The organism is Bacillus sp. C1 (assembly GCF_054570475.1).
In genome coordinates this window covers 1-22,640 of sequence record NZ_JBTMZT010000023.1, presented here as the reverse complement: position 1 = coordinate 22,640, position 22,640 = coordinate 1, and the positions used below count along the sequence as shown (strand labels likewise).

The following is a 22,640-nucleotide window of genomic DNA, read 5'->3' as shown; positions in this document are numbered from 1 at the left end:
AAAAAATAGACACATATTAGGGGTATTTGGTTTGCATTCTAATTGGCCTAAAATCTCTGGCATTTAATCAATTATAGCTCTAAAAAACATTTGACTAATCGTAAGAAAGACACCCAAGAGCTATCAAAGATTCTACTTCGCCTGTTCAACCTCCTACAGCAAAACGGACGAAAATCTCATCGATATGAGAAGAAAACAGTCTTTGATATATTAGGTGTCGTTTACAATTGTACCCTGTCTAATAATCAAGCGGCTTAAATCAAAAAAATGAAACCCATTAGGGTTTATTTCGTATGCAAATCTTTAAATTCCCTATACGTAGCCTTTAGAAAAAAGAAACAACCTCTACTATAATTGACGTTGTATGAGCTTAGCTTGCTAGCGATGGGGTATCGCTAGCATTTTGGAAAAAAACCACGCTAGTCAAAAGTAAATATATTTGGTTTATTTGTGATTCATATAGGAATCTTTCAATATCTCGTAAATATCTATACCCTCATATGTTCCCCATTTTACGGAAGTCTCAAAAAATGCATTTTGAAAAAATATCGATTAAAATAGATTTTACCGTTTTAGATATAGAGGGAATTTTTATAAAAATGTTTGATTATTCTAGGGTGTGTTTTGTTGAACATTAGACACTCCAAAAATGAGAAGGGATATAACTATTATGTTAAACCATACAACAGGAGAAAATGTTGTTATTTTACATGCTGAATTGGATGACCACGAGCATATTATAGCAAAAGTTCAAATCAATAATAAAATAGGCATGGTTAGGCTCGGTTATTGGGAACCAAGAATTATTCCTGAAACATATAGTCCTTACCGATTGGAAATTTTAATTGAACTTAGTAACTACATCGAGATGGAAGAAAAATCATTTCGTAATGAATTTGAATATATGAGGATGAAAATTTTGACATTTGGTTAAGCTGATTATTTGTTCTATTACTGTGGTGGAAGTATTTCTTCAGGTTGTATAGTGACTTTAAGCGTTACTTTGACCAAAATTTTGATAAAAACTCATTTAAAATTTTTTGATTGAAGAAATAAAGCATCGCATCTTTCTTACAAATATCGTAACTGTATTTCAAATCTACAATAGTGTGTATATTCCATACATGTGAAATTAACATAACGCACAATTATCGGTAGCAAGAAAAAGGCGAATCCCTACTCTCACCAGGAATCCTCCTTTTTCTTTTTCTATGACTCTATTCATTTTTTTATACATTCCTATCCTGGCGTGGGTTTCATGGTCCCCGTTTGTTACTGGATTAGCCGAAAAACTGTATAAAATCTTGCATGCTCTTAGGGTGGTTTTTTTAACGAAAATATACGCTAAGAAAAATTTGAATAATAAAAAGCTGATTTCTTGTACGATAAGGAAATTGGCTTTGTATGTAGTGAGGGTGGTTATTTTTACCTGAAAATCTGATACTGGAAATAGCTTATTAAGGAGACTAAATTAGATACATATGTTAATGTGGAGAGGGAATTGTAAAGAAATGTATTTAAGATATCGCATGTAGAAGGATTTATAGTGAGTATTAGTTATGGTCATTAGGAAAGTTCTTTTTAATTAATATAATATATACGGAATAAAGAAACCTAAAAAAATTGGAGGTAATTATGAAAACTTTCATATATATGGTGAGGCACGGAGATTCACCAAAAGCCGGAAAAGAAAGAACAAGAGGATTAACTGAAAAAGGAAAATTAGAAGTTCAACGAATAACAGATGTATTACAAGGAGAGGGAATTGATGTTGTTATCTCAAGCCCATACAATCGTTCAATTCTAACTGTTCAGCAGTTAGCGAAGCAAATAGGACAAGAAGTTTTAGTATTTGAAGACTTAAAAGAGAGGATTTTTATCGCTGAAGAGGAACGAATATCGGATAAAGAATTATTCCCTTTGATAAAAAAGTCATTCTTAGACCCCGACTTTGCTTTAACGGGAGGAGAGTCTAATATCGACTGTCAGAAACGTGCTATAAAAGTCTTAAAAGAATTATTAAACACCTATCGAGGACAGAAAGTAGTATTAGGTACTCATGGAGCTGTTATGACTTTAGTGATGGGATATTATGACAGTAAGTATGATTTGAATTTTTTACTACATACATCAAAACCAGATATATACAGAATGGAATTCAATGGACAGGAATTGGTGGAGGTTAAAAGATTGTGGGAAATTTCATAGATTGACTTTATTCATCCATAGTTTCTCCCAATGACGTGTATTATAAACAATAGGGATACTGGGATAATATGGAACTAACGAGGGATTGAGTTCAACAATCTAAAAAACTCGGTTCCTTAGCGTACAAAATTCACGGCCATCCCGAGAAGAAGAAGAAAATAGTCAAGGAATTAAAAATAACAAACAGGGACGTATAAATGTAATGAACAGTAAGTGAGGTATCGTCGTGTGCCTATCAAGCTAAAAGAACTAGTTACTCTAAAACAATAAAAAGAGAAAAATGCACAAAATTTTCGTTTTTTGGGTATTAAAATCTCTTAAATTGATGGGCATGAGGCTGAACTCCTATTAATATATGTATACTTATTCTATAATTAGAATGTATATTTTTTGATTATTATTAATTTTATATAATCAACTTCTAACATATGTATTAATTATTAAAGGAGCTATCTTATGGAGTATAAAATTGTATTTTTTGATGTTGATGGAACCCTTACCCACCATGAAAGTGGTCATATTTCAGACAATACTAAAGAAGCTATAAAAGCACTGAAAAATAAAGGGTTAAGGGTAGTTGCAGCAACAGGAAGACCGTTATCTATGTGTAATGAAATAAGAAAATTAGGAGTAGATACGTTTATCACAGCGAATGGAGCTTATGTGAAACACAATCGAGAAGTTCTTCATAAAGTACCAATAGATAAAAGCATTATTCGTGAAGTGGTTGAATTTGCTTATGTTGAAAATAACGGACTATCATTCTTTACAGAAGATTTTAGTATGAATGGTATAAGAGATAAAGAAATACTAGCAGCATTGAATGAAACGTTGTCATTAAATGATTATCCAACTATAAATAAACATATTTATAATCAAGAGGTCTACTTAATGTGTTTGTATGCTACTGATGAAATGGTAAAGAAATACATCCACAAGTTCCCACATCTTAAGTTTATTAGATGGCATCCTTTTATTTTAAATGTATTACAAGAAGAAGTATCTAAATCTTTAGCAATAAAAAAAGTCTTACAGTATTTTAACATTGATAAATCAGAAGCAATTGCGTTTGGAGATGGTGGAAATGATATAGACATGTTGGAATTAGTAGGACTTGGGATTGCTATGGGAAATGGAAATGCACAATTAAAAGCAGTTGCAGATTTCGTCACAAAAAAGTCCAGTGAAGACGGAATCGACTATGCACTGAGAAAATGTGGGATTATTTGAGAATCTAGTTCACTTCCTAATTTCTAGGTGATCAGACTAAAAAGGTGCTTTCATGTACAGAAAACAATTTTTTAGTCTACAATTATTTTTTAACAGACTAATACTTTTTTATAGTCTAAAACATTTAGGTGATATTTTTATTGACAAGATCTTTTTTCAACAACATGAAAAAAGAAGCTCATGAATAGAGCTTCTTTTTTGTATTATCTTTCGCAGGCAACACCGTCACCGTCACGATCTAGTTTATGGCTATATCCAGGTTGTCCACTGTATATAGGGGCTTTACCTGCATTTTTTACTTCTGTACAGTTTTTATAGTATACATTACTATTACTTTCTGTAGGTTGTGATTGTTGCATTGTTTGTTGTTCCTGCTGTTTACGAGCTTGTTCTTCAGCTTGACGCTTTTGCTCTTCTTGCTGTTTACGAGCTTGCTCCTCAGCTTGACGCTTTTGTTCTTCTTGTTGCTTTTGAGCTTGCTCCTCAGCTTGACGTTTCTGCTCTTCTTGTTGCTTTTGAGCTTGTTCCTCAGCTTGACGCTTTTGCTCTTCTTGCTGTTTACGAGCTTGTTCCTCAGCTTGACGTTTCTGTTCTTCTTGCTGCATTTGAGCTTGCTCTTCAGCTTGGCGTTTCTGTTCTTCCTGTTGTTTTTGAGTTTGTTCTTCAGTTTGGCGTTTTTGCTCTTCTTGTTGTTGTTGAGTTTGCTCTTCAGTTTGGCGTTTTTGCTCTTCTTGTTGTTGTTGAGTTTGCTCTTCAGCTTGACGTTTTTGCTCTTCTTGTTGCTTTTGAGCCTTTTCATCGACTTCTTTCTTTTCAGTAACTTTTTTATCTTTTGCTGTTACTTTTCCAGTAGAAGGAGCTGCAATACTTGTTAATACCCCAAAAGCTATAAATAAAACAGCAGTAATTAAAAATTGCTTCTTCGCCATACCAGTTTTCTTAATGATAGATAAAATTGCTAAGACAAGGAAGAAAATAAATAGGATTAAACATACATTAGCGAAAAAGTTAATAATAGGGTGATCTGTTTTTTCAGTGCTTGTTGCCATGACTAAAAATGAAAGAATGAAACAAATAACCGCAGGTCTACCATATTTCATTGCTTTTCCATTTTTCTTAAAAAATGAAATGATACATAAGATTAGTAGAATAAGAGCTGCTAAAGATAAAATTGTACTAATATTACTCCAAAACATCATTTTTATTCCTCCATTTGTAAGATTTTCCTTATTCATTATATAGAAATAGATTGGAAAATATATAGTTCTAACGAAAATAAGAAAATTCTATTTCTTATTGATAGGCCTTGCAATTATTTTTCTTTATATTAAGAAAAATAGATTTATTTCCTATTACGTTTCTACGATAAATTCATAGACTACTAATAACTTCTCTGAAAGGAGGGGTATAAATGGAATTACAATTGTTAGTAACTTGTGTGTTACAAGAAGGAGATAATTTCTTTTTAGTAACAAAAGTAGACGATACTATCACATTCAAAGTGCCAATCACAGCAAGTTTAGCAGCTTTATTTTTGGCATTAGGCGTTCCAACATGTTCTTAATGGAATGCAATCCAGTAAATAGACGGGTGTAACCCGTCTATTTACTAATTTCATATAATAATTTCATATAATAATTTTATGTAAACTACATAAATTCGATAATGATATACAACAGTTATATGCTAGAGAAGGGAATGGATGAGTAAAAATAATAGGAAGGAACTTACATTAACGCCCATAGATATACGAATAGTAGAAAAGTTAGGAATTACATATAGAGAAATGAAAAGCGCCATAAATACTTATATAACAGGCAATTATGGCACTTTCCTACTTTTAATGTGTGATAAAATGAACACTTTTAAAATTGCTCATTCTTCTCCCAAGATTCAACAATATAATGAGCGATTGTCGGATCAAATCCACTTCCAACTAAGAACATAATCGCAGCAATTTCGGTCATTGCGTGCTGATGGGATGTGTATTTAGCTTCGTTCATACCGTACTCAACCCACGGATTTACAAAATCTAACACGGGTTTTTTTAATGCTAAATATTTTGTACCAACAGCTTGTTGGATTTGCTGTTGCGATGGTTCAGTTGGAACTGCCTGGGGGCCAGGGCCTGGTTGTGAAACACGAGTTTGGTTTGGTTGATACATTTGTGGCTGCTGATAAGGGAACTGCTGGGATAAGTAAGGAGTTTCTTGAAATTGCTGAGCTACGTATGGGTTATGTTGGTGCTGAGTTTCTTGAGACTGTTGTGTTAAGTATGGGTTATGTTGGTGTTGAGGATCTTGAGACTGTTGTGTTAAGTATGGGTTTGGTTGATATTGAGACTCTTGTTGTGGTTCTATCTCTTGATTTTCAAACTGCTGTTCCAAGTATGATTGCTCTTGATTTTGAGAATTGTATGGTGTCTCTGAATAAGGGACTTGGTTATTATAGAACATTTTATTTCCTCCTTCATGATCATACGTATAAAACAGTCTATGGGCGGACAAGAAAATATGTGATGAAAAAATGTGGGCGTGTTACAATAGGGAATTGGGTGAGGATAAATGAAAAAACGAGAACAAATACAAAAAACAATTGATTTTGTAAAACATATTTTAGAAAAGGATGCCAGTGGACATGATTGGTATCACATTGAACGTGTACATAAATTAGCGATTTCTTTGTCTGACAAAGAAGGGGGGAATCGTTTTGTAATTGAAATGGCAGCTTTGCTTCATGATGTTGCGGATGAAAAGTTAAACGAAAGTGAAGAAGCTGGTATGAAAAAAGTTTCTGAGTGGCTGGAAGGATTAAGTGTTACTGAAGAAGAAAAGGAACATATCCTTCATATTATTGTAAATATGTCATATAAAGGTGGACATGGTGGTCATGTAGAAACATTAGAAGGAAGGATTGTTCAAGATGCGGATAGGTTAGATGCGCTTGGTGCAATTGGTATCGCCCGCACGTTCGCTTATGGTGGTGCAAAAGGACGTTTAATGTATGATCCGAACATTCCGCCACGTGAAGTCATGACAAAAGAAGAGTATCGAAAAAGTAATGATCCATCGTTAAATCATTTCTATGAAAAGCTTTTGAAGTTGAAAGATTTAATGAATACAGATGCTGCAAAACGAGAGGCTGAAGTTCGTCATCGTTATATGGAAGCGTTTATCGAACAATTTATGAAAGAGTGGAATGCACAAATATGAAAATGCTAACAGTAGAAAACGTATCTAAATCATATGGTGATAAACCGTTATTCGATGGATTATCATTTAGTATTGCAGAGGGACAACGTGCAGGAATTATTGGTGTAAACGGTACAGGGAAGTCTACATTATTAAAAATTATTGCAGGAGTAGAAATTCCGGATACAGGCGATATGACGCATACGCGTGGTTATACAATTAGCTATTTATCACAGCAACCGGATTTCAATGAAAATTTAACAGTGCTTGAGCAAGTATTTCATGGTGATACACCGCTCATTCGCCTTCTTCGCGAATATGAACAAGCGTTATTAAACATAGAAAAAGATCCGAGTAATGAAAAAGTGCAAGAACAATTATTTGCGGTACAGCAACGGATGGATGCGATGAATGCATGGGAAGCGAATGCGAATGCAAAGTCACTTTTAACGAAGTTAGGAATTACAGATTTCACAGCGACTGTTGGGAACTTATCTGGTGGACAAAAGAAACGTATTGCGATGGCGCAGTGCTTTATTGAAACACCGGATCTATTAATATTAGATGAGCCAACCAATCATCTTGATCATGAAACGGTAGAATGGCTAGAAGAGTACTTAGCGCGTTATACAGGAGCAGTTTTACTTGTAACACATGATCGTTATTTCTTAGACCGTGTTACCAATCGTATTTTTGAGCTAGATGGTGGTAAACTGTACAGCTATGAAGGAAACTATAGTACATTTTTAGAGGCAAAGGCACTTCGTGAAGAGCAAGAATTAGCACAAGAATCAAAACGTCAAAATCTATATCGCCGTGAACTTGCTTGGATTCGTCGCGGTGCGAAAGCTCGTTCAACAAAACAAAAAGCTCGTATTCAACGTTTTGAAGAGCTAAAGGAGCAAGAGGGTCCAGCGGCGAAGCAATCTGTTGATATTTCACTGAGCGGAAGCCGTTTAGGGAAGAAAGTACTTGAATTAAAAGATGTAACAAAGAAATTCGGTGAAAAGACAGTATTACATAATTTTAGCCATATTGTAAAACCTGGTGATCGCATTGGTATTATTGGTTCCAATGGTAGTGGTAAATCTTCTTTATTGAATATGCTTGCAGGTAAATTTTCACCTGATAGTGGTGAAATTGAAGTCGGACAAACTGTAAAAGTTGCTTATTATACGCAAGAAAATGAAGAGATGAACTTAAATCAACGTATGATTGAATATATTAAAGAAATTGCAGAAGTCATTCATACAACGGATGGTAAAGTCATTGGAGTATCCCAAATGCTTGAGCGTTTCTTGTTCCCACCGCATTCACATGGAACACCGCTCGGTAAACTATCTGGTGGTGAAAGAAGACGTCTATATTTATTACGTCTTTTAATGGGAGAGCCAAATGTACTTCTATTAGATGAGCCGACCAACGATTTAGATACACAAACATTAACAGTACTAGAAGATTATTTAGAAGATTTTCCAGGTGTCGTCCTGACTGTATCGCATGATCGCTATTTCTTAGATAAAGTAGTAGACGAATTATTTATCTTTACTGGTGGCGGAGAAGTTCGTGAATTTCTAGGAAGTTATAGTGATTACTTAGATATACAAAAGGCTCAAGAAATACTAGAAAAAGTGGAAGTACAGAAGGAAAAGAGAGTAGAGGAAGCGCCAAAACAACAACGTAAACGTAAACTTTCCTATCACGAACAACGTGAATGGGAAACGATTGAAGAGACGATTGCGGGGTTAGAGGAAAAACTAGAAACGATCGGAGAAGAACTGGCAAAGGTTGGTTCTGATTTTACGAAAGCACAGGAGCTTTCAGAATCGCAGCAGCAAACAGAAGAAGAGCTAGAAAAAGCGATGGAACGCTGGAGCGAACTATCTGACATCGTTGAAGGTTTAAAATAAAAACAAGCTGCATATATTGAAATGTAAAGAGAAAAACTTTACACTAGTGGTAGAACCTATTTTAGGAGGGAAAAAATGAGAACATCTAATCCAATGTTGAAAAAAGAGGCATTTCGTAAACAAGGAGCGGGTGCATCTGCGATGACAATTGGCGGAGCGGTAGGCAAAACATTCATCATGCTTGGCTTGCTTCTCGCAACGTCTGTCTATTCATACATACAGATGATGCAAGGCACAATGAAAATGCCAGTAGTCATCGGGACGTTAGTGGTTGCTTTGATCGTCGCGTTTGTAGCTATAGTCTTCCCGCGTATGGCACCTATTTTTGCACCTATTTATGCAGCAGTTGAGGGGATTTTGCTAGGAAGTATTTCAGCGGTATATACAATGAAATTTGGAGATTCTATTGTATTAAATGCCGTATTGCTAACAGTTTCCATTTTATTTGCGATGTTAGTGTTATATGCGACTCGCGCTGTAAAAGTAACGGATAAATTCCGCACAGGTATAATGGCTGCAACCTTTGGAATTGCGATCATGTATCTAATTGTTTTCGCATTAAACATGTTTGGTGTTACTGTTCCATATATTCATCAAGGTGGAACAATCGGTATTATTATTAGTGCAGTTGTGATTGTCGTTGCTGCATTAAATTTATTACTAGACTTCGATTTAATCGAAAATGGTGCACGTAGTGGAGCTCCAAAATATATGGAGTGGTACAGTGCAATGGGATTAATGATGACACTAGTATGGCTTTACTTAGAAATCCTTCGTTTCGTTTCTTACTTTACGAAAAATGACTAATTGAAAGAAACCCTGCATATTTGAAATGTGCAGGGTTTCTTTTTCGTTTTTTAGATTTAAAGTTGTTTAGATCAAGAAGACTTTGTTATATGTGGTATAATATGGATGATAGGAGTAGTAAGAATTATTAATCTATAGCAGAGGGGAAGAGGTTATGATGAAAGAAAAGAAAGGTCTATTAAAAAAACTATTAGGAAAGAGCTTTTTCATTGAACTAGATGATGCTTTGACTTATCCATCTGCTGAAACCATTTGCGTGGCTATTGAGACATATGCTGCTGAATCTAAGGAAAAACTTAAATTTGAGAGTAAAGTAAAACCGATTGCTTTTTATTTGGAAAATACACTGTATCAAGTTGACATACGGATGGCTCAAGGAGGATATTACATATCTTGCAGCGAGGTATAAGTGAGATAATGAAGTGTAAAGATTTTAAGAAATTGTGCATGATTGAAACATGCACAATTTCTTTTTTTATTTTAGTAGATGTAAAGTATGTATTTCCTATTAGAAATATATCATTTTGCATTTTTTACCTATCTTCTATTTTTTTCTACAATAAAGAAAAAATGTGAGGTGATATAAATATGATGAACCGAGTTGTATTAATCGGAAGATTGACGAAAGATCCAGAGCTATACTACACAAAGCCAGGAATTGCTTATGCACGTATATGTGTCGCAGTAAATAGAGGGTTTCGAAATAGCTTAGGAGAACAACAAGCTGATTACATTTACTGTGTAGTTTGGAGGAAGTCAGCTGAAAATGTGTCCGAGTATTGTAAAAAGGGTTCACTTGTTGGAATTACAGGTCGTATTCATACGAGTAATTATGATAATGAACAGGGAAAAAGAATATATAAAACAGAAGTTGTAATTGAAAGAATTACGTTTTTGGAGCGGAAGAGAGAGGGGGCGTCACAGTAAAATTAGAAAATATAAGGGAAAAGAACCATGTACTAATAAAATAGATGTTTTAACAGGCTGTTGAGAAAGGGAAATGTTACAAAATTATGAAGTGAACATGGTGAGCTGACGAGGTTAGTTCATATAAAATGGTGAATGAAATTTTATCAGCGATTTTTCAAATATATCAATCGTTTCTCACAATATATCAGCGATTCGACAAGGGATATCGATTCACCAACAAAAAACGACAAAAAACAGAGCCCCCTAGCTTCTGTTTCCAAGCAAACTGAAAAAATGGTTTCGATGTTCTATCGAAATCATTTTTTTAGTTTGTTTTTGGTGCATGCAAGAACAATTATCGAAAATATTTGAATAATAAGTTGATCTAATTTCTTATCTTATAAAAATTAGGTTGACAATACATGCTATATAAAATGAATAGTCTTAATTTCTATTTTGTTTTACATACATCTTAACGGAGGACTAACTTGGAATAGGTCTTAAGTCTGATTTGAAAACGGTTCTTAAGCTCGTTATGGAAAATGAAAAAAACAGTTAAGATAAGAGTATCAAATCGAAGGGAGGCAAGCACAAGATGAAACAATTTCTAATGTTTATCGTAGCCGGTATTTTGGCTTTAATTGCTCTTGGTAGTCTTGGTGGTATTGTAGAATTCGCAATTGGAGCAGGAATTGTGTACTGGAGCTATAAATCATTTGTGCGAGCACAATCATTTTTTGGAAAGTTAGCTTGGGGTATTTTCGGTTTAATCGGCTTGTCAATCGCCCTTTCTCATTCCCCAGCATTGATCGGTATTGTAGCGATAGTAGTACTATACTACGGATACCGTGAGTGGAAAAAAGAAAAAGATGTAGTAGTTGATTCCGCTTCAGAAGGTTCTAAACGATATAGCAACTTTGAAGATGAGTGGAATAAGTTAATGAAAAACTAATATATAAATCCAAATTAAAAAACTAACATCAAACCATTCTTTTCAGATGGATGAGAGCATCCGGCCATGGATAAAAGGGGTCAGTGCCTTTTTTAGCCCCATTCCATGTGAAAACAGAAGGAGAAAATGAGTGAAGGTCTCTGTCTATTCTTCATAACCATAATGTATCTGTTAGAAAATCAAATTGGATTTATATATAAAATAACTGAAATCATAAAGTAGAAGAGAGGAAGATTAGAATGAAACAATCTTTATTCGGACGTGTACGCGATGCAATTTTAGCAGATTTTCATAATGTATTAGATGAGAAGGAAAGAAAAAATCCAATTGCTCTGTTAAACCAATATTTACGCGATAGCGAACGTGAAATAACAAAAATTGAAAAATTAATCGAGCGTCATAAAACGTTAAAATCTAACTTTGCCCGTGAACTTGAGCAGGCTCGTTATTTCGTAAATAAGCGATCAAAGCAGGCGATCATTGCACAAGAAGCAGGCGAAATGCAATTGCATGAACGCGCATTAGAAGAAGTAGCATACTATGAAGGGCAAGTATCACGCTTAGAAGAGATGTATGCAGGTGTAGTGGAGCAAATTGATGAGTTAGAACGTCGTCTTTCTGAAATGAAAAATAAACTAAAAGAAATGAATGCAAAGCGTATGGAATTAATGGCACGCGAAAATATGGCCCATGCGAACCGTCGTATGAATACAGCTCTTCATAAAATGGATGAGAATAATCCGTTCTTACGATTTGAAGAAATTGAAGATCATATTCGTGATTTAGAACTTCGCATGAATGAAGAGCATGAACGTGATACATTTGATATGAAAATTGCCAAACTTGAGCGCGATATGAAAGAAAAGGACGGAGTATCTTTAACAAAATAATTGTAGTACATCATAAAATGAACTTATGGTGGTAGAAAAAAGGTGTTGCAAAGCAATACCTTTTTTTCAGGTCGTGGAGAAAGAGAACTGCTACGAACTTATAAAAAGAAACATGGTAATCTGACGAGATTGGTTCGTATAAAGTGGTGAATGAAATTTTATCGACGATTTTTCAAATATATCGACCGTTTCTCATCATATATCGGCGCAAATTAAAATATATCAGCGATTCGACAAAGGATATCGACTAACCAGCAAAAAACGACAAAAAAACAGGAGCCCCCTGGCTCCTGTTTCCCAACAAGCTGAGAAAAGGTGTTGCAAAGCAATACCTTTTTTTATCTATCCTGTGTTAACGGGAAGTAAGACCCTCATCTTAAAATTCAGTGAAAACGAGGAAGAGGATTAATTAAAACTTTACTTTCTATTAGCAATCTCCCTTTTTTTGAGCGGAAGAGAGAAGGAACATGATACGAAAAAAGAATATATCAATAGGGACAGTTCTAACATGATATTCACCAGTTCTACTAAGACTATAATTGCGATTAGAAAAAACAAGCGTCTCAGTAGGATTATAGTAATAGAACATGTTACAATACAGCTAAGAACAAGCAATAAAGGAGAGTTTATTTACGTGAAGATTAAAGCAATTGAACCGACGCCAAGTCCGAATACAATGAAAGTTATTTTAAATGAAGTGCTACCATCAGGAGCGCGTAATAATTATACAAATGAAAATACAGAACAAGCACCAAAACAAGTGCAACAAATTTTAACAATTGAAGGTATTAAAGGGGTATATCATGTAGCAGACTTTTTAGCAGTGGAGCGAAATGCGAAGTATGACTGGAAAGTACTTTTGCAACAAGTTCGTGCTGTCTTTGGAGAAGAAGTGACAGAAGAAGATGAAAGGGAGCAACTTTCGCATTTTGGTGAAGTGAAAGTATTCGTTCAAATGTTCTTTACGATTCCAATGCAAGTGAAATTAACAGATGGAACAACAGAAGAACGAGTAGGTTTACCAGATTATTTTAAAGAAGCAATTCTGAAAGTACAAATGTCTGCACCTAACGTTGTGAAAGAACGGAAATGGGTGGAACAAAGTACTCGTTATGGCAATTTTGAAGAAATAGGAAAAGAAGTTGTCGAAGAAATTGTAGCTGCTTATCCAGAGGAACGTGTTGAAAACACTGTAAAAGAATTATTAGATCAAGCGGGTGCTAAAGAAGTAACGATTACAAAGCGTGAACCATATAAAGTAACAGAGGAAATGATGGCGGATCCTGATTGGAAAAATCGTTATGCAGCGCTTGAACAAATGGACCCTACAGAAGAAGATATTTCTGTATTGAAGAAAGCGCTAGAAGATGAGAAAGTATCTATTCGCCGCCTGGCAACAGCGTATTTAGGTATGGTAAAAGGTGAGGAAGTATTGCCATTACTGTATAAAGCTTTACTAGATCGATCTGTGAGTGTACGCCGTACTGCGGGCGATTGTTTATCAGATGTAGGCGATCCAGCAGCGATGTTTGTGATGATTAAATCACTTAAAGATCCAAGTAAATTGGTGCGTTGGCGTGCAGCAATGTTTTTATTTGAACTGGGCGATGAGAGTGCAATTCCAGCTCTACGCGTAGCGCAAGATGATCCAGAGTTCGAAGTAGCAATGCAGGCTCGTTTAGCATTAGAACGTATTGAAGGCGGAGAAGAGGCGAAAGGATCAGTTTGGAAACAGATGACGGAGTCTCGAAAAGGGGAATAGTCCTATGATCGTTTTCTATGATAATTGGTGTCCGATGTGCACGGCAGTGGCAAAGCGTACGGAGAAACTTGATAGAAAAAGTGCGATGAAGTTCGTCTCTTTTCGTGATAAAGAAGTTGTGGAAGAATATCAGCTTTCTGAAGCATTACAAAGTAAGATGGAACAAAGACTTTATATTTTCAAAAACGACAAATGGTACGATGGAATTGGTAGTATTTATGTTTTAACAAAGTCTATCCCAGCATATTGGATTGCGGTTCCATTTATTAAGTTATCCATGCTACTTGGATTTGGAAATAAAGTATATGATTATATCGCCAATCATAGAAAACTTGTACCTGTTGGACACTGCCGCGAAGGAATTTGTGAAATTCCTTCAAAAAAATGATGACAACGCTATCTTTCTTTTGCACCTATTATACGAGCGTGATATGATGAATTTGGAATGAAAGTTGAAGGAGAGATTACAAGATGTCAAATGCATACGAAGAATATATGCGTCAAATGGTAATTCCAATGCGCCAAGAGTTAGTGCGTGCTGGATTTGAAGAATTAACTACTGAAGAATCTGTAACAGAATATATGGAAAATGCGACAGGTACAACATTAGTTGTTGTAAATTCTGTTTGCGGATGTGCAGCTGGTTTAGCTCGTCCATCAGCTGGTCAAGCAGTTGTACGTGCTGAAAAACAACCAGATCACCTTGTAACTGTATTTGCAGGACAAGATAAAGATGCAACAGCTACAATGCGTGAGTACTTTGGGGATATTCCACCGTCTTCACCATCTATGGCGTTATTAAAAGGAAAAGAAGTTGTTCACTTCATTCATCGTCATGAAATTGAAGGAGCAACAATGGAAGACATCATTAATAATTTAGAGCAGGCTTTTGAAAAGCATTGCTAAAAAAGGGGGAGTGATTCTCCCTTTTTTCTTTATATTTGAGGTGAAAAGATGATTGTAACAACAGCAGGACGAACAAATGAGGAAATGATAACTTACGCAAAAGAGGTAGCGGAAGAATTACAATCTTCTTTTGTCGTACGTAATGATATATCTATGGTGAAACTACATGAACAATTTGATCAGGATGTACTTGTTGTAGGAAAGAATCGATTAGCGATTTATCCAAAAGGTATAGAAGAATCGTTCTTTTTCCATCCGAATTCTGCGATGTTTCGTGTGAAGAGGTTAATGCGTGGAGAACATGATCCATTTGTACAAGCTGCAAAGTTAGAACGAGGAATGACGGTGTTAGATTGTACGCTTGGTATGGCATCAGATAGCATTGTAGCAAGCTACGTTGTAGGAGAAGAAGGAGTTATAACAGGGCTAGAAGGAAATCGTTACATGGCTTATATCATGAATAAAGGGTTAAAGCAGTGGTGTGCGGGTATTTCAGAAATCGATGAAGCGATGCGTAGAATTAGAGTGAAGAAAACCGAGCATTTTGATTTTTTAAAGCGCTGTGAAGACAACAGTTATGATGTTGTTTATCTCGATCCAATGTTTGAAGAAACAGTAATTGAATCAGATGGGATTCGTGGTTTAAAATACTTTGCTTTGTATAACGATGTTACAGATGAAACGATTGCAGAAGCAAAGCGTGTAGCTAGAAAACGAGTTGTTTTAAAAGATCATTTCCGTAGTACACGATTTGAAAGGCATAACTTCTTCGTATATAAGCGAAAAAGTGCGAAATTTCATTTTGGTGTAATTGAACCTTGTTAATTATTTGAAAAGATGTATAATAAGCAATAATCAATTATATATTATGTCGCAGATGAAGAGAGTAGTCTGGTTCAGAAGTAAAGCGAGCTAGGGATGGTGAGAGCCTAGTACGGAGAAACGGATGAAGCGCACTTCAGAGACGCTGCTTGAAATGAATAGTAGAGTAAGCCGGGGCCCCCTGTCCTCGTTATAAACGGGAAAGTGGTTCTTCGGAACAACAAGGGTGGTACCACGGGTGATAACTCGTCTCTTTTTTAGAGACGAGTTTTTTGTTTTAAAAAAATAAGGAGGGAGCAATATGGAATATAAAATTAATTTCGCAGAAAGTTTATTTAAAGTAATTGACTCAGAATTATCGTTGGAACAGATTACAGATCTAATTGAAACTCCGAAGCAAGATGAATTCGGAGACGCAGCATTCCCTTGTTTCATGCTCGCCAAGCAATATAAAAAAGCACCAGCAATTATCGCGAAAGAAATCGCTGGAAATTTAAATGATTCATTTTTTACAAAAGTGGAGACAGTTGGACCGTATGTGAATGTGTTTTTCAATCGTCATACAGTAAGCGATAACGTATTAAAAGCGATTTTAGCTGAAAAAGAAGAATATGGGCAGGGGTATTTCGGAAGAGAAAAAACAGTAGTAATCGATTACTCTTCACCAAATATCGCAAAACCGTTCTCCATGGGACATTTACGTTCAACGATGATTGGGAACTCTTTAAAACATATCGCTGAAAAGTGTGGATATGAGGTTGTAGGGATCAATTATATTGGTGATTGGGGAACACAGTTTGGGAAATTAATTACTGCATATAAAAAATGGGGAAGTGAAGAGCTTGTAAAAGAAGATCCGATTCGTGAATTGTTTAAGTTATATGTTCAATTCCATGAAGAAGTAAAAGAAAATCCAGGGCTAGAAGAAGAAGGCCGTGCATGGTTTAAGAAATTAGAAGACGGTGATGAAGAAGCAGTCTTTTTATGGAATTGGTTCCGTCATGAGTCTTTAAAAGAATTCTCTCGTATTTATGAACTGCTTGGTGTTGAATTTACCAACTTCCAAGGAGAGGCATTCTATAATGATAAAATGGATGATTTTGTTGAAATCCTAGTGAAACAAGGTTTGTTAGAAGAATCGGACGGAGCACAAGTTGTTAATTTAGAAAAAGAAGATATGCCGCCATGTTTAATAAAGAAATCAGATGGAGCTACGTTATATGCAACGCGCGATTTAACAGCGGCACTCTATCGTCAAAACACATATGAGTTTGATAAAGCGTTGTATGTAGTAGGAGCAGAACAAAGTTTACATTTTACTCAATTTTTTACGGTATTGAAAAAACTTGGTTATAACTGGGTAGAAGGTATGGCACATGTACCATTTGGACTTATTTTAAAAGGTGGTAAAAAGATGTCGACACGTAAGGGGAAAGTCGTATTACTTGAGGAAGTATTAGAAGAAGCGATTACACTTGCAAAGAACAATATTGAAGAGAAGAATCCAGACTTAAAACAAAAAGAGGAGGTTGCAAAACAAGTTGGTGTTGGGGCAGTCATTTTCCACGATTTAAAAAATGAACGTATGCACAATATTGAGTTCTCTTTAGAAAAAATGTTGAAATTTGAAGGGGAAACAGGACCATATGTTCAATATACACAAGCGCGTGCTTGTTCCATTTTAAGAAAAGAACAGGCTGAATTTGAAACTGAAACATTTGAATTAAGTGATGATTATAGTTGGAGTACAGTAAAATTATTGAATAAATTCCCACAAGTGATTGAAACAGCCTTTTCTAAAAATGAACCCTCTCATATTGCGAAATATTTGTTAGATGTAGCACAAGCATTTAATAAATATTATGGGAATGTTCGTATTTTAGAAGATAATGAAGAGAAGGAAAGCAGACTTGCACTTGTTTATGCAGTAACGATTGTGTTAAAAGAAGGATTGCGCTTGCTTGGAATGGGTGCTCCGGAAGAAATGTAAGAAATACAATTATTAATGTTACTGTAGTAGTTAATTACAAATAAGATAAAGACAAAATAAAGCGTCCTATATTGAAGTTCCCGGACGAAAAGGTGTAACTATTGCAGATTATTTACCTCAGTTTTGTTATCATAAATTGTTATTGAACTCTAAAATGAAAGGCTCGTCACATTGTGGCGGGCCTTTCATTTTTTTGTATCTCCATAATTTCTTGATAATCGTTTTATATAATCATTGTGAACAAACGGAAGGGGGGAAGTTATTATGAAGAGGTTTGTATTAACAGCAGTTACAATCTCCGTAATATCTGTAATTGCTGCATGTTCTGCGTCCACAAATACAACAAGTGATCATAAAAATATGAACGATAAAAAGGTAACACAGACTGAAACTGCAACAAAACCATTACAAGTTGTAAAAGGACCAGAAGTTACTTTAGTAGCGAAAGAAGAGAAGCAAAAACTAAGTAACGGTGTTGTTGTCCCAGTATGGACATTTAATGGCTCATCTCCTGGTCCAGAAATTCGTGTGAAAAAAGGAGAAAAAGTGAAAGTTACATTAAAAAATGAATTATCTGCACCTGTATCGATTCACTGGCATGGGTATCCCGTTCCAAATAATATGGATGGAATTCCAGGAGTTACACAAGATGCGGTGGAGCCTGGAAAGAGTTTTACCTATGAATTTGAAGCTAACGTACCAGGAACTTATTGGTATCATTCACATCAAGACTCCGTTAATCAATTAGATAGAGGATTGTATGGTGCTCTTGTTGTAGAAGATACAAATGAAAAATATGATAAAGATTACACCTTAATGTTAGATGAATGGGTAACAGATAAAAAAGAAATCGATAAACAAATAAAAGAGATGACAAAAGGTAAAGCAGAAAAAGAAGACAGTGATACGAAAAAGAATAACGATATGAAAGGCATGGATCATTCAGGTATGGACATGGGAAGTGATAAAAAAGACTCCGGTAATATGGAAGGCATGGATCATGGAAATATGAAAATGGATAAAGAGTCAAATGGTATGCAAATGGAAGGCCATGATATGAGTATGTATGATTTATTCACAATCAATGGTAAAAGTGGAGATTTAGTAGAGCCGCTGAAAGTGAAAAAAGGAGATAAAGTTCGACTTCGATTGGTCAATGCTGGTTACTTATCACATAATATTCATGTTCACGGACACGATATCAAAGTAATCGCAACAGATGGTCAGCCAATAAATGATCCAAAAGTTATTAAAGATCAAGTTATTTCAATTGCACCGGGTGAACGTTATGATATTGAATTTACGGCGAATAATCCTGGCAAATGGTATGTTGAAGATCATGGTGAAGGAAAAGGTGTAAAAGGAATGAAAGCTGTTATTGAGTATGAAGGTAGCAAAGAGATGAAAGATAAAGCAAATGAAAAAGAAAAACTTCCAAAATTAGATATGCCGAAATACGGTGTCCAGAAATTAGGAGGATTCACATTAGACCAACAGTATACTGCCGCATATACAATGGATTTGAATACTCAAATGAACGGCAACGAAATGGTGTATACAATTAATGGAAAGACATTCCCTGATATTGATCCAATCAAAGTGAAAAAGGGGGATTTAGTGAAAGTCAAATTAGTAAATCGTTCTAAAATGGATGATCATCCAATGCATTTACACGGTCACTTTTTCCAAGTATTAAGTAAAAACGGTAAACCAATAGAAGGTTCCCCAATTGTGAAAGATACTCTGAATTTAAAACCAGGAGAAGAATATGAAGTAGCCTTTATAGCAGATAATCCAGGGGAATGGATGTTCCACTGTCATGATTTACATCATGCTTCAGCAGGGATGGTAACAGAGGTAAAATATAAAGATTATAAATCAGATTATGTTCCCAATCCTAATATCCCTAATATGCCGGAGTAATGTTACGTTATAGAACTTACTCTAAAATGTTTAAATATAAAGTGAGAAAATTAGTGAGGATTGTAGCAAGCCTTTGAAGAGCGATCGTGGAGACGATTGCTCTTTTTAGCATTTTAACCGAGAAGCCCTTCTCCTCTAAACGAAGTGAAGGTGGTTCAATTTGAACAAAATGGAGAGTTGCTTAATGCGTCCTTAAAGTATTCTTAAATGTATGTAGGTTTATAGATATCAAAATTAGGAATGGTATAATTTTCTAATCAGATTAAATTAAGGGGATTTTAGAAAAGGGGTAAACGTATCATGTTTGAGAAATTTAAATTTTATTTGATCGTTTTTGCAACAAGTACAATATTAGGGGCTATTATCATAGGGGTTAATATTTTGTTCCATAATATGTATCGATTATTTGTTGGTAAAGAATTTCATTTTAATATGTGGCCTACTATTATTATATTTTGTGTAGTGTTTATTACGAGTTTTGCATACATGTTAAAGGGAGGACCGGAGAAAGTTATTAATGATTAAATTTATATAAATACAAATGGAAAAAATGACAGAAAACCATTCTTTTTAGGTGGGAGAGAGCATCTGGCCATGCATAGAAGCGGTCAACCCCTCTTCCTGCCCCATGCAAAGTGAAAACAAAGAGAGAAAATGAGTGTAGTTCACTTTTTGTTCTTCCTAGCAGCGGGCTATATGCCCTAAAATCAAAATGGATTTATATATGATCTATATATAGGCTAAACTGAACTAGATAAAAAAACTACAATGACAAATAAAGCAATGAGATAAGACTTTTAACTTTGTATACGTGTTAGAAGTCTTATTTTTTAGTTTGATAGTAGTTACTAAAATTAAATATGTCGAAATCGTGTCCAAATGCAGGTAGATTCGATATGAAATTTGAAAACTTTCCGTAAATGATCCAACTTCTGTAGAAAAAGAGAAGTAGTCTTGTTATGATAACAAGCATAGTCCTTTTTATAATTCACATAGATAGAATTGTGAGAAAAGTTCAAAAAGGATGCGCACAAGGGAGGAACAACATGAAGCGTGTTGCTTGGTTTACTGATAGTACAACTGCAAGTTTTACAACAAATGAAGATAATTTTGTGATACCGATTGAAATTGTTATTAATGGAACAGCCTATAAAGATTGTGAAGAAGGTGTCCGTGAACGTGTCTATGCTGCGTTACAAGAAGGTGTAACTGTAACGACGTCACAACCTAATTTAGGAGAGATGGTTGCTCTTTTTTCGAAATGTAAAGAAGAATATGAAGCGGGATTTGCTATCACAATTAGCGGAAAAGTAAGTGGTACCTATCAAAATATGCAACTTGCCGCAGAAATGGCAGGGTTTCCTTTAATCGTAATAGATAGTGAAACAACAAGTTATCCAATGGATGAACTTTTAATAAAAGCACAAACGTTATACCGTGATGGTATGACTTTGCAAGATATACAAAAAACACTCCAACATGTGGAACGTAGTCCTTACTATGTATTTCCAAAAGATTTGAAAGGCCTATATGCAAGCGGACGTGTGAAAGGTGTACAATTTATACTAGGCAGTCTACTAAGTGTAAACTTAATTCTAGAAGTAAAACATGGCGAACTTGTATTAGAGAAGAAAGTTCGTAAAATACAAAAATGCAAAGAATATATGCGAAGTGAACTTGAAAAAGAAATTCCGAAAGTAGTACACGTTTTCCACGCTAATGATGAAGCAGGGGCAGAAGAATGGGTTGCTAGTTTTAGAGAAGTATTTCCTGGAATGAAGTTTCTACTTTACCCGCTTCCTATATCTTTTGCTGTTCATGCAGGTGCTGGAACAATTGCCATTAGCTTTTCGAAAGGGGAAACCTGTGAATAATTCACGGGTTTTTTTGATATTTTCGTTCTTATGTAAATGGAAATAATTCAGAGAATAAGAGATGCAATGTTTAGTAATAAGTATAGGATAAATTGGTATTCGTATAACGAAAAACACGCTATTATTTCTGTGGGAGTATACAGAAAAGGTGGTATTTTTTATGAGGATGTCAAATTTTGATAAGCTACAATTATTTTCTAAAGAATGAGGGCAACATATGTCACCATGTAAAGGAGCATAGGAACTTGCAAAAAATAGAAAGAATATCAAATCGAATTGTATACTTACCGCCGTATCAAGAAACGGATCGACCAATTTTAGCAGCGGTTACAGGAACAAAAAAGACATTATTAATTGATGCTGGAAACTCACCTAAGCATGCTAATTTATTTCTTAAACAATTAGAAGAAGTACATATTAAAGGCGACCTTCTTGTTCTTACTCACTCAGATTGGGATCATGTATTCGGGATGAGTGCAATAGATGTACCAATGATTGCTCATTATAAAACCCACCAAAAAATTAAAAGACTTAAAAATTTATCATGGGAGGATGAATTCTTAGATCAGCGCGTTAAAGAAGGAATAGAAATTCCGTTTTGCGCGGAAGCAATAAAGAAAGAATTAGGTCATCAGAGAGAGGTGTTTCTTCCAATACCTGATATTACATTTGATAAGCAAATATCTATTCATTTAGGGGAAGTAACTGCTGTAATTGAACATGTGGGTGGCGATCACGCTGATGATTGTACTGTTATTTATATTCCTGAAGAAAAAGTTCTGTTTCTAGGGGATTGCATGTACGCAAATCTCTACTCAAAAAAATGGAGTTATACCATTAAAAATACTTTGCAGCTAGTTAAGCAGCTTGAAAAATATGACGCAGACATTTTTTTCTTATCTCATCACGATAAGCCCGTTTATAAAGAGGAATTCCAATTGAAAATTAATTTTTTAAAAGATACAGCATTTCTGACGGGAAAATATAAGAGGAATGAAAAAGCCATTATGAAAGAACTTACTAAGGGGCTGCAAAGAAAATTAAATGCTGAAGAGATAGAAACAATCAAATTTTTTGTAAATGGATACCAGATTGAAAGCTTTGAATAATGCACTCAGAAAAAAGTGTGTTAAAAGGCCCAAGAATGTTTAAAATGTACCCTATAGAGTAGACACTAAAAAAGTCTCCCTATAGGTTTTTTTGTATATAATTAAGAAAAACATAAAGACTGGAGAAAATTATGAGTAAAAGGGTTTTTACAGAGAA

The 22,640-nt window shown here is 35.0% G+C and carries 22 protein-coding genes, 1 pseudogene and 1 other annotated feature; of the genes and pseudogenes, 21 read left to right on the top strand and 2 right to left on the bottom strand.

Annotation, left to right across the window (positions count from 1 at the left end; translation table 11 throughout):
• Positions 1-102 precede the first annotated feature (102 nt).
• From ACX5JI_RS26070 to ACX5JI_RS26055, 4 genes and pseudogenes are all read left to right on the top strand, one after another.
• Positions 103-258: pseudogene (locus ACX5JI_RS26070) on the top strand (IS4 family transposase); the annotation flags it as partial.
• A 412-nt stretch (positions 259-670) separates the two neighbouring features.
• Entirely contained in the window at positions 671-934 is a 264-nt protein-coding gene (locus ACX5JI_RS26065; RefSeq protein ID WP_459503879.1) for a hypothetical protein, read from the top strand.
• Positions 935-1,635: 701 nt separating this feature from the next.
• The gene (locus ACX5JI_RS26060; protein WP_459503878.1) at positions 1,636-2,208 is read left to right on the top strand and encodes a histidine phosphatase family protein; all 573 of its coding nucleotides are present in this window, start codon (positions 1,636-1,638) and stop codon (positions 2,206-2,208) included.
• A 456-nt stretch (positions 2,209-2,664) separates the two neighbouring features.
• Positions 2,665-3,438 carry a Cof-type HAD-IIB family hydrolase gene (locus ACX5JI_RS26055; RefSeq protein WP_459503877.1) on the top strand — a complete coding sequence of 258 codons (774 nt, stop codon included), beginning with the start codon at positions 2,665-2,667 and terminating at the stop codon, positions 3,436-3,438.
• 203 nt (positions 3,439-3,641) lie between these two features.
• On the opposite strand, the gene ACX5JI_RS26050 is transcribed toward ACX5JI_RS26055, so the two are convergent.
• A complete protein-coding gene (locus tag ACX5JI_RS26050; RefSeq protein WP_459503876.1) occupies positions 3,642-4,637 on the bottom strand; it encodes an excalibur calcium-binding domain-containing protein in 996 nt (331 codons plus the stop codon).
• 212 nt (positions 4,638-4,849) lie between these two features.
• Here ACX5JI_RS26050 and ACX5JI_RS26045 point away from each other — a divergent pair, with 212 nt between their 5' ends.
• The gene (locus tag ACX5JI_RS26045) at positions 4,850-5,002 is read left to right on the top strand and encodes an exosporium protein G (RefSeq protein ID WP_459503875.1); all 153 of its coding nucleotides are present in this window, start codon (positions 4,850-4,852) and stop codon (positions 5,000-5,002) included.
• A 301-nt stretch (positions 5,003-5,303) separates the two neighbouring features.
• On the opposite strand, the gene ACX5JI_RS26040 is transcribed toward ACX5JI_RS26045, so the two are convergent.
• Positions 5,304-5,894 (bottom strand): hypothetical protein, encoded by a 591-nt coding sequence (locus ACX5JI_RS26040; RefSeq protein WP_459503874.1) that lies wholly within the window; start codon positions 5,892-5,894, stop codon positions 5,304-5,306.
• A gap of 108 nt (positions 5,895-6,002) precedes the next feature.
• On the opposite strand from ACX5JI_RS26040, the gene ACX5JI_RS26035 reads away from it, so the two are divergent.
• From ACX5JI_RS26035 to ACX5JI_RS25960, 16 genes are all read left to right on the top strand, one after another.
• Positions 6,003-6,650, top strand: a complete 648-nt coding sequence (locus tag ACX5JI_RS26035) for an HD domain-containing protein (RefSeq protein WP_459503873.1) — start codon at positions 6,003-6,005, stop codon at positions 6,648-6,650.
• Positions 6,647-8,539: an ABC-F family ATP-binding cassette domain-containing protein gene (locus tag ACX5JI_RS26030; RefSeq protein ID WP_459503872.1), complete on the top strand. Its 1,893-nt coding sequence runs from the start codon at positions 6,647-6,649 to the stop codon at positions 8,537-8,539. Before ACX5JI_RS26035 ends, ACX5JI_RS26030 begins: the two co-directional genes overlap by 4 nt.
• 75 nt (positions 8,540-8,614) lie before the next feature.
• A complete protein-coding gene (locus ACX5JI_RS26025) occupies positions 8,615-9,346 on the top strand; it encodes a Bax inhibitor-1/YccA family protein (RefSeq protein WP_459503871.1) in 732 nt (243 codons plus the stop codon).
• Between the two features lie 154 nt (positions 9,347-9,500).
• Positions 9,501-9,755: a DUF4318 domain-containing protein gene (locus ACX5JI_RS26020; protein WP_459503869.1), complete on the top strand. Its 255-nt coding sequence runs from the start codon at positions 9,501-9,503 to the stop codon at positions 9,753-9,755.
• A 179-nt stretch (positions 9,756-9,934) separates the two neighbouring features.
• Positions 9,935-10,273 (top strand): single-stranded DNA-binding protein, encoded by a 339-nt coding sequence (locus ACX5JI_RS26015; RefSeq protein WP_459503868.1) that lies wholly within the window; start codon positions 9,935-9,937, stop codon positions 10,271-10,273.
• A 577-nt stretch (positions 10,274-10,850) separates the two neighbouring features.
• Positions 10,851-11,207 carry a lmo0954 family membrane protein gene (locus ACX5JI_RS26010; protein WP_459503867.1) on the top strand — a complete coding sequence of 119 codons (357 nt, stop codon included), beginning with the start codon at positions 10,851-10,853 and terminating at the stop codon, positions 11,205-11,207.
• A gap of 239 nt (positions 11,208-11,446) precedes the next feature.
• Positions 11,447-12,097 (top strand): PspA/IM30 family protein, encoded by a 651-nt coding sequence (locus tag ACX5JI_RS26005; RefSeq protein ID WP_459503866.1) that lies wholly within the window; start codon positions 11,447-11,449, stop codon positions 12,095-12,097.
• 634 nt (positions 12,098-12,731) lie between these two features.
• Positions 12,732-13,859: a conserved virulence factor C family protein gene (locus ACX5JI_RS26000; protein ID WP_459503864.1), complete on the top strand. Its 1,128-nt coding sequence runs from the start codon at positions 12,732-12,734 to the stop codon at positions 13,857-13,859.
• 4 nt (positions 13,860-13,863) lie between these two features.
• On the top strand, positions 13,864-14,247 hold the full coding sequence (locus tag ACX5JI_RS25995; protein ID WP_459503863.1) for a thiol-disulfide oxidoreductase DCC family protein: 384 nt from the start codon (positions 13,864-13,866) through the stop codon (positions 14,245-14,247).
• 83 nt (positions 14,248-14,330) lie between these two features.
• On the top strand, positions 14,331-14,765 hold the full coding sequence (locus ACX5JI_RS25990; protein WP_459503862.1) for a BrxA/BrxB family bacilliredoxin: 435 nt from the start codon (positions 14,331-14,333) through the stop codon (positions 14,763-14,765).
• 48 nt (positions 14,766-14,813) lie between these two features.
• Complete coding sequence (locus ACX5JI_RS25985; protein WP_459503860.1) at positions 14,814-15,590, top strand: class I SAM-dependent methyltransferase; 777 nt, start codon at positions 14,814-14,816, stop codon at positions 15,588-15,590.
• 40 nt (positions 15,591-15,630) lie between these two features.
• Positions 15,631-15,844, top strand: a binding site (T-box leader).
• 44 nt (positions 15,845-15,888) lie between these two features.
• Complete coding sequence (gene argS, locus ACX5JI_RS25980) at positions 15,889-17,577, top strand: arginine--tRNA ligase (protein WP_459503859.1); 1,689 nt, start codon at positions 15,889-15,891, stop codon at positions 17,575-17,577.
• A gap of 264 nt (positions 17,578-17,841) precedes the next feature.
• Positions 17,842-19,500: a multicopper oxidase family protein gene (locus ACX5JI_RS25975; protein ID WP_459503858.1), complete on the top strand. Its 1,659-nt coding sequence runs from the start codon at positions 17,842-17,844 to the stop codon at positions 19,498-19,500.
• A 300-nt stretch (positions 19,501-19,800) separates the two neighbouring features.
• Positions 19,801-20,025: a hypothetical protein gene (locus ACX5JI_RS25970; protein ID WP_459503857.1), complete on the top strand. Its 225-nt coding sequence runs from the start codon at positions 19,801-19,803 to the stop codon at positions 20,023-20,025.
• Positions 20,026-20,546: 521 nt separating this feature from the next.
• Positions 20,547-21,374, top strand: a complete 828-nt coding sequence (locus ACX5JI_RS25965; protein WP_459503856.1) for a DegV family protein — start codon at positions 20,547-20,549, stop codon at positions 21,372-21,374.
• A gap of 245 nt (positions 21,375-21,619) precedes the next feature.
• On the top strand, positions 21,620-22,483 hold the full coding sequence (locus ACX5JI_RS25960) for an MBL fold metallo-hydrolase (RefSeq protein ID WP_459503855.1): 864 nt from the start codon (positions 21,620-21,622) through the stop codon (positions 22,481-22,483).
• The last annotated feature ends 157 nt before the right edge of the window (positions 22,484-22,640 follow it).

Coding starts and splice junctions, on each gene's coding strand:
- ACX5JI_RS26065 (WP_459503879.1), top strand. CDS start 671: ATGTTAAACCATACAACAGGAGAAAATGTTGTTATTTTACATGCTGAA.
- ACX5JI_RS26060 (WP_459503878.1), top strand. CDS start 1,636: ATGAAAACTTTCATATATATGGTGAGGCACGGAGATTCACCAAAAGCC.
- ACX5JI_RS26055 (WP_459503877.1), top strand. CDS start 2,665: ATGGAGTATAAAATTGTATTTTTTGATGTTGATGGAACCCTTACCCAC.
- ACX5JI_RS26050 (WP_459503876.1), bottom strand. CDS start 4,637: ATGATGTTTTGGAGTAATATTAGTACAATTTTATCTTTAGCAGCTCTT.
- ACX5JI_RS26045 (WP_459503875.1), top strand. CDS start 4,850: ATGGAATTACAATTGTTAGTAACTTGTGTGTTACAAGAAGGAGATAAT.
- ACX5JI_RS26040 (WP_459503874.1), bottom strand. CDS start 5,894: ATGTTCTATAATAACCAAGTCCCTTATTCAGAGACACCATACAATTCT.
- ACX5JI_RS26035 (WP_459503873.1), top strand. CDS start 6,003: ATGAAAAAACGAGAACAAATACAAAAAACAATTGATTTTGTAAAACAT.
- ACX5JI_RS26030 (WP_459503872.1), top strand. CDS start 6,647: ATGAAAATGCTAACAGTAGAAAACGTATCTAAATCATATGGTGATAAA.
- ACX5JI_RS26025 (WP_459503871.1), top strand. CDS start 8,615: ATGAGAACATCTAATCCAATGTTGAAAAAAGAGGCATTTCGTAAACAA.
- ACX5JI_RS26020 (WP_459503869.1), top strand. CDS start 9,501: ATGATGAAAGAAAAGAAAGGTCTATTAAAAAAACTATTAGGAAAGAGC.
- ACX5JI_RS26015 (WP_459503868.1), top strand. CDS start 9,935: ATGATGAACCGAGTTGTATTAATCGGAAGATTGACGAAAGATCCAGAG.
- ACX5JI_RS26010 (WP_459503867.1), top strand. CDS start 10,851: ATGAAACAATTTCTAATGTTTATCGTAGCCGGTATTTTGGCTTTAATT.
- ACX5JI_RS26005 (WP_459503866.1), top strand. CDS start 11,447: ATGAAACAATCTTTATTCGGACGTGTACGCGATGCAATTTTAGCAGAT.
- ACX5JI_RS25995 (WP_459503863.1), top strand. CDS start 13,864: ATGATCGTTTTCTATGATAATTGGTGTCCGATGTGCACGGCAGTGGCA.
- ACX5JI_RS25990 (WP_459503862.1), top strand. CDS start 14,331: ATGTCAAATGCATACGAAGAATATATGCGTCAAATGGTAATTCCAATG.
- ACX5JI_RS25985 (WP_459503860.1), top strand. CDS start 14,814: ATGATTGTAACAACAGCAGGACGAACAAATGAGGAAATGATAACTTAC.
- argS (WP_459503859.1), top strand. CDS start 15,889: ATGGAATATAAAATTAATTTCGCAGAAAGTTTATTTAAAGTAATTGAC.
- ACX5JI_RS25975 (WP_459503858.1), top strand. CDS start 17,842: ATGAAGAGGTTTGTATTAACAGCAGTTACAATCTCCGTAATATCTGTA.
- ACX5JI_RS25970 (WP_459503857.1), top strand. CDS start 19,801: ATGTTTGAGAAATTTAAATTTTATTTGATCGTTTTTGCAACAAGTACA.
- ACX5JI_RS25965 (WP_459503856.1), top strand. CDS start 20,547: ATGAAGCGTGTTGCTTGGTTTACTGATAGTACAACTGCAAGTTTTACA.